The 15,714-nt window shown below is 53.4% G+C and carries 14 protein-coding genes; all 14 read right to left on the bottom strand.

Annotated features, from left to right (window positions below; all coding sequences use genetic code 11):
• Entirely contained in the window at positions 1 to 4,422 is a 4,422-nt protein-coding gene (locus JKP81_RS04390; RefSeq protein WP_200550720.1) for an RHS repeat-associated core domain-containing protein, read from the bottom strand.
• A gap of 13 nt (positions 4,423 to 4,435) precedes the next feature.
• Positions 4,436 to 4,864, bottom strand: coding sequence for a DcrB-related protein (locus JKP81_RS04385; RefSeq protein ID WP_200550719.1), 429 nt, complete (start codon positions 4,862 to 4,864; stop codon positions 4,436 to 4,438).
• A 3-nt stretch (positions 4,865 to 4,867) separates the two neighbouring features.
• A complete protein-coding gene (locus tag JKP81_RS04380; RefSeq protein ID WP_234455472.1) occupies positions 4,868 to 5,425 on the bottom strand; it encodes a hypothetical protein in 558 nt (185 codons plus the stop codon).
• 178 nt (positions 5,426 to 5,603) lie between these two features.
• Positions 5,604 to 6,125, bottom strand: coding sequence for a hypothetical protein (locus JKP81_RS04375; protein WP_200550718.1), 522 nt, complete (start codon positions 6,123 to 6,125; stop codon positions 5,604 to 5,606).
• On the bottom strand, positions 6,115 to 8,697 hold the full coding sequence (locus JKP81_RS04370) for a type VI secretion system Vgr family protein (RefSeq protein WP_200550717.1): 2,583 nt from the start codon (positions 8,695 to 8,697) through the stop codon (positions 6,115 to 6,117). Before JKP81_RS04370 ends, JKP81_RS04375 begins: the two co-directional genes overlap by 11 nt.
• A gap of 99 nt (positions 8,698 to 8,796) precedes the next feature.
• Positions 8,797 to 9,189, bottom strand: coding sequence for a DUF4150 domain-containing protein (locus JKP81_RS04365; protein ID WP_016495682.1), 393 nt, complete (start codon positions 9,187 to 9,189; stop codon positions 8,797 to 8,799).
• A 4-nt stretch (positions 9,190 to 9,193) separates the two neighbouring features.
• On the bottom strand, positions 9,194 to 9,799 hold the full coding sequence (locus tag JKP81_RS04360; protein ID WP_200550716.1) for a DUF3540 domain-containing protein: 606 nt from the start codon (positions 9,797 to 9,799) through the stop codon (positions 9,194 to 9,196).
• Positions 9,796 to 10,881: a pentapeptide repeat-containing protein gene (locus JKP81_RS04355; RefSeq protein ID WP_200550715.1), complete on the bottom strand. Its 1,086-nt coding sequence runs from the start codon at positions 10,879 to 10,881 to the stop codon at positions 9,796 to 9,798. Before JKP81_RS04355 ends, JKP81_RS04360 begins: the two co-directional genes overlap by 4 nt.
• On the bottom strand, positions 10,878 to 13,418 hold the full coding sequence (locus JKP81_RS04350; protein ID WP_200550714.1) for a DUF2169 domain-containing protein: 2,541 nt from the start codon (positions 13,416 to 13,418) through the stop codon (positions 10,878 to 10,880). Before JKP81_RS04350 ends, JKP81_RS04355 begins: the two co-directional genes overlap by 4 nt.
• A 106-nt stretch (positions 13,419 to 13,524) precedes the next feature.
• Positions 13,525 to 13,947: a hypothetical protein gene (locus JKP81_RS04345; protein ID WP_200550713.1), complete on the bottom strand. Its 423-nt coding sequence runs from the start codon at positions 13,945 to 13,947 to the stop codon at positions 13,525 to 13,527.
• A 21-nt stretch (positions 13,948 to 13,968) separates the two neighbouring features.
• Positions 13,969 to 14,343, bottom strand: a complete 375-nt coding sequence (locus JKP81_RS04340) for a hypothetical protein (RefSeq protein WP_200550712.1) — start codon at positions 14,341 to 14,343, stop codon at positions 13,969 to 13,971.
• Between the two features lie 18 nt (positions 14,344 to 14,361).
• The gene (locus JKP81_RS04335; RefSeq protein WP_200550711.1) at positions 14,362 to 14,679 is read right to left on the bottom strand and encodes a hypothetical protein; all 318 of its coding nucleotides are present in this window, start codon (positions 14,677 to 14,679) and stop codon (positions 14,362 to 14,364) included.
• A 169-nt stretch (positions 14,680 to 14,848) separates the two neighbouring features.
• Positions 14,849 to 15,217, bottom strand: coding sequence for a DUF3592 domain-containing protein (locus JKP81_RS04330; RefSeq protein ID WP_200550710.1), 369 nt, complete (start codon positions 15,215 to 15,217; stop codon positions 14,849 to 14,851).
• Positions 15,218 to 15,324: 107 nt separating this feature from the next.
• Complete coding sequence (locus tag JKP81_RS04325) at positions 15,325 to 15,684, bottom strand: DUF3592 domain-containing protein (protein ID WP_234455471.1); 360 nt, start codon at positions 15,682 to 15,684, stop codon at positions 15,325 to 15,327.
• Positions 15,685 to 15,714: the final 30 nt, after the last annotated feature.

The raw sequence follows: 15,714 nt of genomic DNA, 5'->3' as shown, positions 1-15,714 counted from the left end.
TCACATTCCTAATTTAAACGGAAGGCCAATTGGTTCAAGCACGGTTTTATAGTTTGATATAAAATATTGCGTCCCGTTTCCTTGACCAAAGATAGTCTTATCCTGAGCTAAAGCTTTTCCTGTTCCAGCAATCGCAACACGTTTAACACGGTAGGCCTGGATCTGACCACGATAGCCAAAGTCACGATGTGGTAAAACTTGTAAACTTTGCCACAATTTACTCCTGCTTCCACCCGCAGCATCAAGAGTTGCCTTATCGAAATAGAACCCCGACTGCCCCGGTGTACCACCATAAATTATCTCACCTTCTTTCAGCATGGTATTTGACCATGAATCACGACCTTTATACGCTCCATGCCCTTGCCATTGTCGACCAAATGCGGCCTGATTATGGTCATTTGCTTTTGTCGGCTTACTCGGTTTGCAAGACCTTCTCAACCCCCACGGATCCACCCATCCCTGCGCATTCGGCGCATACTGGTAAAGATTGAGCCCCCCCGCCAGCCCTATCGGGTCCTGCTGGGTAAAGCGCCCGCAGTCGGGGTCATAATAGCGGAACAGATTGTAGTGTAAGCCGGTTTCGCGATCCAGGTACTGTCCCTGCATACGCAGGTTCTGGGCATATTCCGGCGCATGCAGCGGTGTTTCATGCAGCAGTTTACCCCACGCGCTATTCTGCCCTTCCCAACGCAACTCACCTTCCGCGTCGGTGAGACGCTCCGGCGTGCCATTTGGCTGATTGTGGAACCAGTAAACGTCCGGGTTGGTAATACCGTCGATGCGCGCCAGCGGGTCGAAACTGCCCTGATCGCTGTAAACATAAGTCAGCGGCACATCGTCCTGAATTTCCTGTAATAACCTGAAACCGTCCCAGACGAAACGCGTGGTAACGCTTTGCCCAACCGGCTGGCCAGCGCGCATCTGGCGGCGTGTTTTGCTGATACGTCGTCCCAGCGGGTCATAACGAAAACTGACCTGTACCTGCGGCTTATTGCGGTCACGCGGCTGGCTGATGACCTCCGTCAGCCGGTGCTCGCCATCATAGCGATAGCGCCAGCGTATCTGACCGTTATCTTTCTCCACGGTGCGACCGTGGATGTCATATTGCCAGCGGATACCATGCAACTGCGTGACGCGGTTGTGACGCACGGCGTGCTGCACCGTTGTATCGACAGGGTTGCTCGCCGCATCCCAGCGCCACTGCTCCTGCCCCGGCAGGGTACCGTCCTGGGTCAGCAAACGCCCGGCATCGTCGTATTTCCAGCGATACCAGTTAAACGGATTATCGTCCCGCTCTTCGCGCACCAGGTTGTTGCGGTGATCATAATCCCAGCGGCGGGACCAGCGCCGTGGTGCCGGACGCTGCGCGTTGCCGCTAAAGATGTCGCGCCGATGCAGGCGTCCAAGGCGATCGTAATCACTTCGGGTGGTGAGCAGCCCTTGCGTGCGGCTAATTTCCCGGTGCAAGGTGTCGCGGCCAAAATCACTGATCGGCAGGTTATCCAGCGCAATACTCAACAAATGCCCGCTGCCGTAATAGAACTGTTTCAGCTCACGGCCATCCGGCAACTGTAACGAGGTGCGATTACCCAGCGCATCGTAGCCCCAGCCGAGCGTACCGTTTTCCCCCTGCTCACTGGTCACGCGTCCCAGCGCATCGAAAGTAAAGTTCAGCTCCTGCTCCGCTTCGGCGCTCCAGCTGTTTTCATCAAGCGCGGGATGCAGGCTAATGCGTTCAGGAAATCCCGCAGCAGACCAGCGCCAGCGTGTCTGTCCTTCCGGTGTGGATCGCGCGAGCAACTGCCCAGCCGCGCTCCAGCTAAAACGGTGGGTAATCGCCTCTGGGTGCCCGGCGGCAAAAGTGCGGGACAACGTGCGTCCGCAGGCATCGTAGGTATAGCGGCTGACAACGCCATCCAGCACCTGCTCTTCCAGCAACAGGGAATCCGCCCCCCAACGGAACTGGTAGGCTTCCCCGTTCTCGTTATGCAGGGCGACCAGGCGGCCACGGCTATCCCAACTGCGACGGATCTCTTCCCCAAGATGGTTACGCGTCGCCACCAGTCGCCCGGTGTTGTCATAACGAAACGCGCTGCGACTGCCATCCGCCGCTTCATGTTCTGTTGGCAGCCCTTGTTCGTTCCAGCGCAGCGTTTCCAGCCAGCCTTCTGCCCGCTCAAGCTGCACCGGGCGACCTGCGGCATCATAGTGATAGCGGGTTTCTTCCCCGTCCGCCGCCTGCACCGCCACCAGCCAGCCGAGAGGATGGTAATGATAACGAGTGAGATGCCCGGAACAATCCGTTTCGCGGATAATCTGGCCGGCATCGTTGTACTCCATGCGACGGCTGTTACCTGCCGCATCCACCTCTTCGATAACCTGACCAAACTCGTCGCGATGCCAGAGCGTGGTTTGCCCCAGCGCATCCACAGTGCGCGCCAGACCAAAATGTGGCTCGTAAAAAAAGCGTGTTGTACTGCCGCCAGGTTCAGTTATCACCGCTGGCAACGCGCGGTTTTCCAGCCACCGGGTGGCGCGTTCATTGCCGTCGGCGTCAATCTCCTGAACCCGGTTGCCCATCTCGTCATAAACGAAGGTCATGGCATTGCCGAGCGGATCGATACGGCGGGTTAATTGTTCGTTGTCATCCCATTCGAAACGCCAGTTCTCACCGCGCTCATCAACGAAACGTACAATCAACCCCTGCGCATTCCAGAAGTGCTGACGCGTCTGGCCGTCATAGTGCGTAACGGTGGTTAACCCGGCATCAAGATCGTAGGCAAAGCGGCAGCCGTCTCCGGTATTGGTGCGGTTTTCAACCACGCGCCAGTGATCAAACATCGCCCAGCGGTATTCGCTTTCCAGCCCGCCCGCGGCGCGGTGCCAGACCATCAGCCCGTCATCGTTATAACGATACTCGCGCGTCACGATCCCGCTGGCATCCGTCACCGTCGCCAACTGACCGCGCGCGTCGTAATGCCAGCGCATCAGCGGCCAGTGGTGTTCGCCATCAAAATGACTGGCGGAGGTTACACGCTGCGCAAAACGCGCGTCGTCATAAGCGAACGTCACATCTATCGCGCAGGGCGCATCGTGAAGGCGCACCAGACGCCCGTGCTCATCCCAGCCGGTTTCCAGCGCGTTGCCATATTCATCGCTGAGTGACGCAAGGCGCAGGATCGCCGGGTTGGCGCGCGTGGGTTTGAATAAACGCCATACCGCGCCGTCATCATCAGCAATAGCCACATCGCCATTATCATTACGCCGGATGATCACCCCTTCACTGATGCTGTACATCGCGTGATCAACCGACGGCAAAGTGAAGCGCAATTCACGCCCGGTTTCGTCAAACCAACAGGCTTCATCGCCCGTCAGCGTCAGATAGCTATCAAAAACGGTCGACCAGCCCAGACCAAACAGCCCGGCGCGTGACGTCAGGCTGTTATAGCTGCGCTGCAACCGTAGCGGAAAGCGCCCCGGCAGTGAGAAATCGAGTTCCTGAGAGTCATTGAGGACTTTCACACCGGTGGCAGCATGCACCGGGTGCGATGAGCCAAAGATCGCATTCACCGCCATGTCCGCTAGCATACCGCCGCCTGCGGATGCCAGCGCACAGGGCATATTTTTTAAAATTTTGCCGGGACGTCCGCGAATAAGCGACAACGCGATCATCGCCACCGCTAAACCGGGTAATTTGCCACTTTTGATATCGCGCACCGTCAGGGTCTCGCCGCCAATGATCACATTTGGCGAGACATCATCCGAAACTGTCGCTTCACAGGTGGTTTTATCTTTCGCGCGTACCGCAGGCTGACCATTGATAAACACGCTTTTCGAACCCTGTGCCAGGTATTGCGGCCCGGAATGCTTCTCGCAGGCCACTTTGTCCTGCTCCAGCGGCGAGGTTCCAGCGTCCGCTGACCCGACAGTCGGCTGCCACATTTCGCTGCCAAAATGTTTTGCTCCGGCAAGTAACATTCCGGCGTAATCGGCGAAACTGGCGGGAGATTGCGGCTCGGCAGGTGGTGTATCCGCAGGGGTTAACGTTCCGGCGGCTCGCGCTGCCAGCTTGTTATTGGTCAACACGTTGGACGAACCGGTAACGATTTTACCCGCAGGCGACGGCGGGAAAAGCGCGTCGCCAAGGCTATTGGCCATATTGCTGATGTCGTCGGTGATCCCGGCGACGTTAGCGAGAATACCGCCAACAATTCCACTCAGCAGGCAACTGGAACCAATCGCCGCCACACTCGCAGCGGCCGCACCGGCACCCAGTAAAGGCGCGGCAGTCGCCGCCGCAAACGCCACCGCCGAACCAATCGCCGCATAGGCAACACCTTCAGCAACGATACTGGTGATATCGGCGAAAACGCTCGAGTGAATGATTTCATCGCCCTGACGGGCCGCGTGTTTGTCGCTCATGCTACCGATTCCGTTATTCGTGCAGCGTCAGACTGTGTTTAATGGCATCCCAGCGCTCGCCGTCTTCACCGGTAAAGGCGCGCAGTGCCGAAAGGGTAAAGATCATCACTACCGCCGCGCCCGGCGCCTGAACAGCAAACTGTTTTTGCCAGACTTGCTGACCGTTACGTGCAAACACCGTTTCTACTTCCACCGCGCGGGTTTTGTTGTCGCGGCCAACAAGGATACGTGCGAATTCGCTCTGTGCGATGTCACCCATTTGCGTACGCAGTACGTCCCACTGGCGATAAAACTCTTTCTCAAAATCGCTGCCGTCCGGGATCGCACCGCGGCTGACGATCAGCGATAAGCCACTCTCTTCATCGCGAAGCATGGTCATACTGGTGTCCTGCCAACCGGCAGGAAATAATGAAAAGGAACCTTCCTGGAGGGTGTATTGCATAAGTTAATCCTGAAAATTCCTGAGGGTCATATTTTTTAAATAAGAGGGTTGGGCATAAGGAAAACCAAATCCGATGGCGTTACCCCGTTCATCAAGTGGGGTGATCCAGGAGAAAGTTTCATCCTCTGAATGCCCGCGCGGCACATCAATTAACTTTAATTGCGGGTAGGTTTTCCGGACGTCCTCTAACAAAATATTTGCATTCGCAACATCATAAGAAATGATATAAACCTTTCCCGGATTGTGCAGATCAAGACGGACTTTCATATTTCTGATTTCAATACCGCCGTCAATCGTGAAGGGTTCTGCTTTTAATCTCTCCGCAATACTGGGATCTTCACGCACAAATCTGCCGGGGATAATTGCATCGAGTTTCTCTACATCTTGCCCTACTGTATTTTTAAGCTGTGTAGCAAAGTGCCATAATGATTGCACTTTCATATTATTTTCTTCTGCCAATGAATTAAATGAGGAGAATAAAGCGAATGTCATTACGATTATTCTAGTGAGGTGCTTTACCTTGCATGTAGTCATCGTACATTTTCCCGTAATGATCTTCATAAACCTCACCTGTTGCTGAACTGGATGCAACTTCACCCCTGCGGTAGATCTCTCTGCCGCCGGACGGCGTCTGGTGATAGGGAATGATTTCGTAGCCGCTGAAGGGCTGATGTTCGGTCGCCGCTATTCAGATCCCTTGACTTAAAATACAGAGACAGGAATTTTTAAGGATGAAATATCAAAAATCGTAATCCGACATCGTAATCTCGCTAAGGCATTTGCGGTCCAGCGACGGGAAACCAAATCCCCAGGCTAACTGCTTATTGTCGCGTGCGGTGAGATAACCAAACGTTCTTCCCGGTAATTTTTCGCGGGGGACAAAGCGCAATGTGACATCCGGGAAATTATCCTGGACCTCTTCAAGAGTAATACATTCTCCACTGATGGAAAACGAGACCAGCTTAACGGTACCGCCACCATTCGGGCTAAGGCGCACATCCAGGTTGCTGATAGTTATCCCATCATTTAAGGTAAATGGCGCGGAGGTAAAACGATCTTTTGCTGTCGGTTTATAAGGAATCATCGGCTGGTTTAAAAGGGCGCTGACCGCATCTATTTTTTCGCCCCACAGTGATTTTAATTCTTTTGTTATTTGCCACAGAGAATCATGATTCATTTTTTTTTGTTCCGCATGCGTCGTCAACGTGAAAAGAGAAAGGAGGAATAACACCGGGAAATTTATCGCCATCCTACTGGTCATAATGACTCCCATAATAATCGTTATAATTTTGTTCGGTTCCAGAGGCGATTTCATTTTTACCGATAATCTTACCAATGGATTGCATGGCACTATTCCGTGATATTTCACCGCTAACCATCTTGTTGTACGTCTGATTATAGGCCGCTTCCGTTGCATCGCTGCCTGCGGCGACACCAATATCAAGCCCACCATTTGCCAGTATTTCGCGCTGGATCTTGATGTTGTTCAACGTCGCGCCCCCCTCGTCCATCAGTTGGCTATTGATATAATTTTCACGGCTGGATAAATCCGGCGTAACCGGATACATCGCATGGCCCGCTTCGTGCGCCAGCGTTTGTACCGTGTCCTGAGCATTAACCATATGCTCAGGATCCATGACAATAAGCCTGCTCTCGCCGCTGGTGAAACTCCCTTCCCCGGCAGCCCCTGGCTGGATAGCCCAGCCTTTCGTTTTCAATTCTTTAAGCTGCGACTGAAGAGTAGGCGATTTATTGATCTGGTTAACCACATCCTCATTGAACGGCATAGTCTGAGAATTCTCAGGATCATTCTTATAAACATAATCCCCCTTCAGCGGCGGTGGTGCTTTGTATTTCGTAACCGGCCTGGCCGCCCCCGCCGAAGCCGCTGCCACAGGTGCCGCGTGTTGCACGTTACCCTGCGGGGAAAATTTTGCCTGTACCGCGGAGTTAATATTCCCTTTATGGTCAGTCCCTGGCGCGGTAGTCGGGGCTTTTGTTCCGGGAGCATTCAGATGCAACTTACCGCCGGTGGTAATGTGCCCATCTTCTTCGACAAAGAAGTTAAAGGATTTACCAATCAGGTTGATTTTGCCGTTCGCATTAAGCTCAATGGCGCTGTGACCGGACACCAGCCGCAGTTGCGTCCCGGAAGCCAGAATGAACTGCTCCACCACGGCATCGAGCTTGCCTTTGCCGGTGAGGATTTCCGTTTGCCCTTTCACCGCCTGCGTCTGATTCGTTTCGACGCGGTGCAGCTCATTTTTACGCACATAGTGGCTGTGATTACTGCCAATCGATCGCGAGGCGTCGTTTTTGACGTGAACATCCATGTTGCGCTCCGCCTGGATCCACACCTGCTCTTCGCCCGCCTTGTCTTCAAAGCGCAGGGCGTTGGCGTTATCGACCGAGCCATCTTTCGAGCGGCTGAGAAAGCCCATCTGCGTGGCAGCCGCAGGTAATGCCCACGGCGGCATGCTGGATTCGTTGTAGACGCGTCCGGTGATAATCGGCCGGTCCGGGTCGCCGTTGATAAAGTCGATCACCACTTCGTCGCCCACGCGCGGGATTTGCACCCCGCCGAAACCCTGTCCTGCCCAGGCACTCGACACGCGCACCCAGCAGGAGCTGGTGTCATCGCCTTTTGCCAGACGGTCCCAGTGGAATTTCACCTTCACCCGGCCATACTTATCCGTCCAGATACTCTCGCCCTGCGGCCCGACCACTTTTGCCGTCTGCGGACCGTAGGTCTTCGGCCACGCCGTCACCGCCGCCGGGCGGAACACCACCGACGACGGAATGACGGTGAAATCGATGCGGTGTACCGTTTCGCCATCTGAACCGCTGGCGTAGCGGTTTTCCTCAAAAAAGTAGTTCGCTTCGGTGGTCAGGTACTCGCCGTTATCACTGAAAAACGGCGCGTTATACAGCGCGAAGGTGTTTCCCGGTGCGACGCCAGTCGCCGTGGCGGTGCCCTGAATCTGCTGGTGCTCCACCTGCCAGCGCTCCTGGCGGATGCGCGCGTAATACTCCCCGTGACCGTGCTCGACAAAACGCCCCGGCCAGTCGTACACGTCAATGCTGCCCGGCTGCGGTGACGCCGGGTTCTGCCGCGCCTGGAACAGCCACGCGTTCGGTTTGCGGAAGTCGTAATCGTCGAGGCTGTAAATACCCGGCGTGACGCTGTCCTCCAGCGCCCACTGGCTGATGCCCTCTTCGTCCGTGCTGCCGCCGGACGGTGTCTGGTGATAGGGAATGGTTTCGTAGCCGCTGAAGGGCTGATGTTCGGTCGCCGCGTCGGTCAGCACCAGCACATGGCGGTCGGCTTCGTGGCTAAAATGGTAGGCGATGCCTTCAAGCTCCATCAGGCGGCTGATGAAATCGAGGCTCGATTCCTGGTACTGCACGCAGTAATCCCAGGTGCGGTAGCTGCCGGTCAGCTTATCTTCCACGTTCACCTGATATTCGCCGAGCAGCGTTTTCACAATCTGCGGCGCAGTCTGGCCCTGGAAGATACGCAGGTTGCGGTCGCGTTTCATCGGCCACAGATCCGGCTCCACGGTGAGCTGATACACCGCGTAACGCGTCCCCGAAAGCTCCACGGCGCTCACCGCCACGCGGGTGATTTTGCCATTGATATAGCGCGTACCCATTCCCTGGGTGGGAATATTGACGGTTGCGGACTGACCCAGCAGCTTGCTGCGATCGACCCGCGCATCGGTGCCCAGCACCGTCAGCGCCAGCGTAAATGACTCCGACAGCGCTTCGCGCCCGGCAAGTTTCCAGAAAAGTAAGCCGTCGACCGGCAGCTTGACCGTGATCCTGTTCGCCATAACCATGATTCCGTAAAAATCAATCACCGGAAAGCGCACTTGCTGTTGCCTGTGCGTTCGTTTTTTTAGGTGGAAAATTACTGTGCGTTGCGTGTGCCGTTACGGTGCCAGCATTAAGACTTTGAACTGGCTTGGCACAATGCGCATGCCAATGGCATTGGTGGAATTTTGCAGGCTGACGCTGGTTAAGCGCGTTGCCGGTGTACCTTTAAGCAGCACGGTGAATGCACCGGTCAGGTGGCGCGATGGCCCCATCACCGTACCGGAAGCGACACCCGTCGCCACGCCCGGGTTATCGCCATTAGTCAGCGGTGTAATGGTCGCCATATTGTGCGCGGGCATGCCCATAAAGAGAATATTGAGCGCGTTCGGTATCGCGGTTGGTCCCAGCGCGATATCCGGGTACGGGATCGGCGTCGGAGCAGGCATCGGCGTCAGGCAGACATCCGGAAACGCGAGATCAACCCCCATCAACTGGCAGTTTGCAAACATCGAATTACCCCATATGGATCTGTTCAGAATCGACTTTAGTGATCGCTTTCGAGGTGATCACCGTGTTGTGTGCGTGCATACGCAGATAATCATCCGCTTTCATATCCAGTTGTCCGGCGCGAACATGCTCGGTCTGCCGGGTGGTGCGAAACAGGTGCTGGCTCATCTGCGTGACCGTCTGCCAGACGGATTCCGCGCGTTTGCCAACAATGCGCGAAAGCGTAACCCACGCGGAAATCTTGTCGCCGCTGTAGTTCATCTCGCTGATATGGCAATCGCCTTTCGCCGCACTGACGTTGAGCGCATCGCTGCTCAGGGTTAACGCGCCCAGGCTTGTGATACGCAAGTCGCCCGGCACGCTAAGTTCGGTGGCGTCCGCGCTCCCGCGCTCCAGCACCGCGAGTAGCCACATCTGGTTATCGACCGCGCTTATCAGCACCGTATCGCCCGCCTGCGGCGCAATCACGCAGCTTACTGCCCGGCGGCAGTGCCAGCCGCGCCCGTCGCATTCGACCATCAGACTGCCATCGTCAAAACAGTGGGTGACGCGTGCGGAAAACTGCCCGCCGGGCAGCGTGGCGAGAGCCAAAGGTTGATTGAGGTTGTTCATTGCAGGTCTCCGTAAATTCGGCTGTGGCGTTCGGCGGTCCAGGCCTCCGCCGCCAGTAACTCTTCGTCGTACTCAAGAATGCCTTTGCGATCGGCAAAGCGCGCGCCCTCTTGCCGCGCGCGATGAAAACGGCTGCGCGAGAAGGCCGCGCCGCGAAAATCGGCTTCGCACACCTCCGCGCCGCTGAAATCGGCATAGGTAAAATCACACAGGGTGAAATCGACCTGCCGGGCCGCAACGTGTTGCAGGATGCTCTGGAAAAAACGGCTCTGTTTAAAACTGGCCTGGTGTAATGTCGCGCCGACAAAAATCGCCTGATCGAACAGGCTGCCGTGGGCGTGCGCGCCGCTCAAATCGGCCTGCATAAACAGCGCCTGCGTGGCATTAACGTTGTTCAGTCGCGCTTGTCTGAGCGATGCGCCTTTGAAATTGCACTGGGTGAGCTGCGCCCCGCTAAAATCAACGCCATCAAGCTGGTTATCGGTAAACTGACAGCCGGTGAACTGATGTTGCGCATAGTTTTTGCCGCGCTGGTCGCAGTTAAAAAATACCGCCCGTTCAAACTGACTCCCGCTGAGATCTGTATCGCGCAGATCAATACCGAAGTACGTGGTCAGCAGGTTATGGCAATGATTGAGTTTCGCCCCTTCAAGCGGGCACTCAAAAAGGGTCGAGCGTTCTAAACGCGCACCGGTAAAAAGACTGTTATTCAGCGGGCTGCGCATAAACTGTGTGCTGTCAAAAGCTGACTGCGAGAAGTCGCAGCCGGTCAATGTGCATTTGTTGAATACGCAACGCAGCAGCGAGGTATTGCTGAAATTCGCCGTGGCTACATCGCACTGGTTAAACACGGTCTCTTCGAGGTGTGCCGCAGTAAGCACGGCGCCTGCGAGCTGGCATTCGGTAAAGACGCTCTCCTGCAGATTGCAACCTTGCAGGTTGGCCCCTTCAAGCGATACCTCCTGAAAAATCCCGCCGGATAAATCACATCCGCGCAGATCGCAGCCATCAAGGTTGAGTTCCATAATGGCCTCGCCGCTTTTCACTTTCTGTTGCAGCTCAGCGGCACTTAACTGACTCATATCACCTCCCCGTCGCGCTTCGGCAGAGTTTTCACGCGTTTGTTATAGGCACCCTCAAATTTCGTGGCGCTGTCCGCTAGCGACTGGGAAAGATCGGCGCGAAACAGATTGCTGAAACTGAGATCGGCGCCTTCAAGACGGCATTTTTGCATCATCGCACCCATTAAGTTGGCGTCAGTAAAACGCACACGCCGAAAATCAGTACGCATAAACAGGCTGCCGGTTAACGTCGCGCCGCTAAAATCCGCCCCTTCGCATTGCGCCTCGCTGAGATCGCTGTTATCGAGCTTCGCACGAACGAAATGAGCGTCCGTCAGTACCGCCTGGCGTAAATTGCTCTGCTTAAGCTGCGCGCCGCTGAAATCTGCACCGCACAGCGTGCCGCCGGATGCCACCGCGCAGGTGATAAGCGTGGCGTCACGAAACAGGGCTTGCTCCAGCCGACTCTCTACCCACGAACAGCTGTCCAGGTACGCTCCGGCAAACGAGGCGCTTTGCAGTTCACACTGGATAAAACTGCTTTTATTCATTGTTGCCGCGCTGAAGTCAGGTTGCGGCAGCGTAAGTTCCATAAACACACAATTATCCAGCGTCGCATGATGGAATACGCACTGGCTAAAGCCGGTTTTACGCAGCAACAGGTTTTCCAGTCGCGCATGGCTGAAATCACACGCGTCAAACAACGCATCAGTCATTTCAGATTCTTTAAACTGCGCGCCGGTGAAATTGGTCTGGTGGCACTGCGCCAGCGCGAGGCTCGCTTCGGTGAAGTCGCATTCGCAAAGTGAGGCCCCCTGTAAATCCGTGCGCGCCAGCATCGCGTGGCTGAAATCAGCGCCGTCAAGCTGGCACTGGCTGAGGTTGGCACACTCCAGTAGCGCATGACGGAAATTGGCGCCACGAAGATCCATGCCGGAAAAATCCGCGCCGGTCAGATCCAGCCCGCTGAAATCCCCGCCTTGCGCCATCGTTCTTTCGGCACGCTGGCGAATAATCAGCGCGATATCGCCAGTCAGTTTGATGGCAGGTGGTTGCTCGGCCGCAGACATCAGATAGAGCTTGTGCAGCGCTTCCCGGCTCTGCTTTAGCTTTTTCTCACTCATGCTGTCGGCGTTGCGCTCAAGTAAATCCTGCATGCGCATCATCGACTCCGGCCCGCGCGGCTGGTTTTCCTGCGCATTCATCTGCGGGAAACGTGCTTCCATCTCTGCCTTGCGTGTTTCGGCCTGCGCCTGAATTTGCCGTGCTTTGCGCTCCATCTCTTCGATAAACTCAGGCAAATCCTCCAGCTGCGGAAGTGCGGGTTCCTCCATCTCCTTGAGCAGATCGGCGGTGTCCGCACCCTGCGCTTCCAGCCGCGCGCGATGCTGCTCACGAAGCTGCATGGCGCGGTTTTGCTGGTTATCGCGCATCGGGCTGTGGTTTTCCTGTACCTCGCTGTCGATCCACGGGCCGATAACATCTTCAGGTAGCAGGTCTTTTTCACGGAACGCAAACAGCGCGCCTTTCTCTTTATCCAGACGCTGATGGAGCACTTTGCGATAGTGGTTGACCGAGCGGGTAGCACCGGTTTTTTCCAGCGCGGGCATCAGTTGCAAAACGTCTGCGGCATCGTCTTCATTGATGCGTTGATTGCCCTGCCAGATAAGCACCATCTGCTCAAGATGGGGGAAAAACCACACCGTAGTGGCGCGTAGCGTTATCTCTTCAAACAGGATCTCATCGCCGCGCTGGCGCTGCATAAAGCAGCGTGCCTGCCACGGCGGCAGCGTGCCTTCCTGCAAATGCTGCTCCGGGTGCATATTCCAGATGCGCCATGCGGCCTGCGGTGGTAACGCATCCCGCTCTTCCCACCACTGATCGGGGCTGGCGGCGTTAAATACCCGCCAGTCAATATCGGGCGCGAAACCGGGGAAATCATGCTGCAACCAGCGGGCATCGTAGTTTTTACCCATCCGGCGAAAGCGGCGAGGCCAGAGAAGATCCAGCGGGCCGAAACAGGCAGGTTCAGGTTTTGCGCGCGGAGACGTGACACGCTGATTTAAGAGTTCAATATTAGGCAGGCGACGAAACCGGGTGCCGTTGTGGTTTTCTTCCACGGCACCGATGCCGTGCGGGTTTTCCTCAAAACCTTCGCCCCCGAAAGCGCGGCTCCAGTCGAGACGCATCTGTTCAAACGGTTTGGCGGCAGTCGGGCGTGAACCGGCCCAGTAGCGATCGCCGGTAACGGCCAGGGTTTTACTGAGTTCGCCGATTTCAATGCGTACCGCACACGCGGTTTTATCCTGATGATGGTGCGAATAAGCGAAGCCGGTAGCGAGGAATTCGGCGCGCGCTTTCGGCATTGCCATGTCCAGCACGCCGCCGCTGGTTTGCAACTCGCTGGCGGCCAGCTGCCACAACTCGACTTCAGGACGTAATTTTGGTTGTGCGCTCATATCCAGCAGCGCGAGAACAGAAACACCCAGGTGATTTTGCCCCTGCAGGCGAAATGGGCGATTAAGCACGCTCAGCCGCAGCGGTTTAATAATCTTCATATAACATCCTTTGGAAGATTAAGCGTATCGTTGGCGTTTTTTTAACGTCAGGAAAGATCGCCTTACGATGAATAGAATTATGTGTGAAGTAAAAACTGGCAACGTATTAAACAGCAGTGCCAGAGACATCTGGTGATTGATTGATAACTTCATCGAAAATCATGCCAGCGACGGCAATTCTTTTCGCCGCTAATCCCTGATATTTAACCCGCAGCTTGAGACCTTGTTTTAATCGATCAATCTCTTTTGTTTTCACCAGCGCCGCTGCTTTTTTATGTTGTGTTTGCCGGTCGATAACTATGGTGAAATGGAAAATAAAATATTCCCCTTTGCGGGTGGTTTTCAGTGGCGACCATGATTCAAGTACGGCCTCTTTTTCCGGGCCATACCAGTCACGCTGCGTAGCACAATCTTTAATGAGTTTTGCGTTGCCGGTTGGTTCGCGCAGGCCTTTAACGGTGAGATAAAGAAAAAGAGCCAATACACACCAGGAAAAGAGCGTTGAGTATTTAGCCATTAATTCCATCATTACGGGCAGTGCCTTATTTCGCTAGAACTCGATTTTAATGACCGCTAAACGGCCTTCGTTTCCTTTCTTCACTTTGATCCGCAGTCCTGGTCGAATCAATGGCATCTGAGAAATATTCACCAGTGTTTTAGCAGTGTAGAGTTGATTGTCGCCCGGCAGGTGAAAGCGAATATCATAAAAGAAGTCATTACCAAACCGATCGCCGGTTATTTTGCAGGAAACAATTTCGCTTTCGACAATATCTCCTGACCAAAGATGGCAAGTCAGAAAGACACCAATATCTGCTTTTTTCTTACCCTCCGCTCTGAACACAAAATAAAAAATCAGACTGGTAATAACCGAAGCAGCAATGCCGCCATACATAAAATATTTTGAATAATATTCAATACCCATCATCACGTTCCTGAATGAAGTCTATTTGCGGTACTGAAATAAGATATTTTTATCGTCGAGATATTTTATTTGTATCTCTTTGCCGGGCTCTAACTGGTATGAATAAAAGGTATCGATCGTTTGTGATCCTTTAACGATGCGCTCGACACCGTCGAAATCCACCGCCAGTTCATAGACAACCTTTGTACTACCACCATCACCCGAACCCGTTGAATGCATGCTTAATATCTTTGCATTTAGCAGCCTGCCATATTGATCCGTCTGGTATGTTAAATAACACTCTCTGCCTATATAGAAAACTATCCCAACGACAAAAGCGAGACCAAGAAAAACCCCCATGGAAATTACCTCATTATGCCCAATATTTATGTCAAAACGTTATTAAAGGGAGCGGAGAAGTAAGAGATGCTCATTATATTTTTTGTTGACGGTTTAAAAAATGCGTAATGCAAATTTAATCATCTTAAATTCAAGGCTTATAAGAAATAGTCATTTTATTTATAGAGAATTATCTTTCCAGTGGGGATGGGATATTAATCTTTATTTTCTTAGGTTCTTTCTTTGAGTAAGTCAGTGGTACCTTTGTTCCTTTTTGATATTCTGAAACCTTAACGGCATCAATAACCGTCTTCCCTTCAGTGTTAACGATTTTATGATCGGCGGTAATAAACCGCACCTGAATGATCACATTAATAAAAGCGGAATTCTCGCCACTTGAGCTACGAATATTAACAATCTCCCCCTGCGCCTGCCCCGCATCAGTCGGGTCAATTTTAACCGCTCCTCTACCAGCCATGATGATGTTATAGACGAAGAAAACAAACATACCCAAAAAGACAACCAGCAAGGGATAAGTAACAAAATAAGAAATCGCCATTTGGACCTTTTATAAAACCCTATAGTTGTTATTAACACTTTGAATCTTTTTTGAAATGCAACTCGATAGTTTAACCTGTGATACACAACTCAAAAAAGCCAGTTAACTTATTCCATTTCGCCCGGCATAAGAAGTACTTGTTGAGGATCCTGAGGGAGATAGTAAAGCACAACAGTATTGTTCCTCATGATTTTTATTAAATCCTCAGGCGTAAAGTATCTTTTAGTTGTAACGGTTACAGTTTCATTTTTAGTTGAAAACTCGACAACCATGCGAAATCGGGTATTTCCCGTGCCCGATGCGCCAATTTTCTCCTTACTTACAATTTTCGCGTCTGTTCTAACGCCTTCTTTTTTAAATTTATCGTGGACAACACCTGTATGGTAACAGAACAAAAGGATGCCAATGCAAACAATAAAAATAATCGAGATGGTAAAAACAGGAGAGTCAAACACAATAGCCGCCATGGTTTAAATAATTAAAACAATATAATTTAT

Origin of the sequence: Kosakonia sp. LAM2021, assembly GCF_016620385.1 — a bacterium.
Classification (GTDB): Bacteria; Pseudomonadota; Gammaproteobacteria; order Enterobacterales; family Enterobacteriaceae; genus Kosakonia; species Kosakonia sacchari.
This window is presented reverse-complemented; position numbering and strand designations above follow the sequence as displayed.

Bases quoted from the DNA above. Each gene is read 5' to 3' on its own strand.
- JKP81_RS04340 (WP_200550712.1), bottom strand. From the start codon at position 14,343: ATGATGGGTATTGAATATTATTCAAAATATTTTATGTATGGCGGCATT.
- JKP81_RS04380 (WP_234455472.1), bottom strand. From the start codon at position 5,425: ATGAAGATCATTACGGGAAAATGTACGATGACTACATGCAAGGTAAAG.
- JKP81_RS04385 (WP_200550719.1), bottom strand. From the start codon at position 4,864: ATGCAATACACCCTCCAGGAAGGTTCCTTTTCATTATTTCCTGCCGGT.
- JKP81_RS04355 (WP_200550715.1), bottom strand. From the start codon at position 10,881: ATGAGTCAGTTAAGTGCCGCTGAGCTGCAACAGAAAGTGAAAAGCGGC.
- JKP81_RS04350 (WP_200550714.1), bottom strand. From the start codon at position 13,418: ATGAAGATTATTAAACCGCTGCGGCTGAGCGTGCTTAATCGCCCATTT.
- JKP81_RS04345 (WP_200550713.1), bottom strand. From the start codon at position 13,947: ATGATGGAATTAATGGCTAAATACTCAACGCTCTTTTCCTGGTGTGTA.
- JKP81_RS04335 (WP_200550711.1), bottom strand. From the start codon at position 14,679: ATGGGGGTTTTTCTTGGTCTCGCTTTTGTCGTTGGGATAGTTTTCTAT.
- JKP81_RS04375 (WP_200550718.1), bottom strand. From the start codon at position 6,125: ATGACCAGTAGGATGGCGATAAATTTCCCGGTGTTATTCCTCCTTTCT.
- JKP81_RS04370 (WP_200550717.1), bottom strand. From the start codon at position 8,697: ATGGCGAACAGGATCACGGTCAAGCTGCCGGTCGACGGCTTACTTTTC.
- JKP81_RS04330 (WP_200550710.1), bottom strand. From the start codon at position 15,217: ATGGCGATTTCTTATTTTGTTACTTATCCCTTGCTGGTTGTCTTTTTG.
- JKP81_RS04325 (WP_234455471.1), bottom strand. From the start codon at position 15,684: ATGGCGGCTATTGTGTTTGACTCTCCTGTTTTTACCATCTCGATTATT.
- JKP81_RS04360 (WP_200550716.1), bottom strand. From the start codon at position 9,799: ATGAACAACCTCAATCAACCTTTGGCTCTCGCCACGCTGCCCGGCGGG.
- JKP81_RS04390 (WP_200550720.1), bottom strand. From the start codon at position 4,422: ATGAGCGACAAACACGCGGCCCGTCAGGGCGATGAAATCATTCACTCG.
- JKP81_RS04365 (WP_016495682.1), bottom strand. From the start codon at position 9,189: ATGTTTGCAAACTGCCAGTTGATGGGGGTTGATCTCGCGTTTCCGGAT.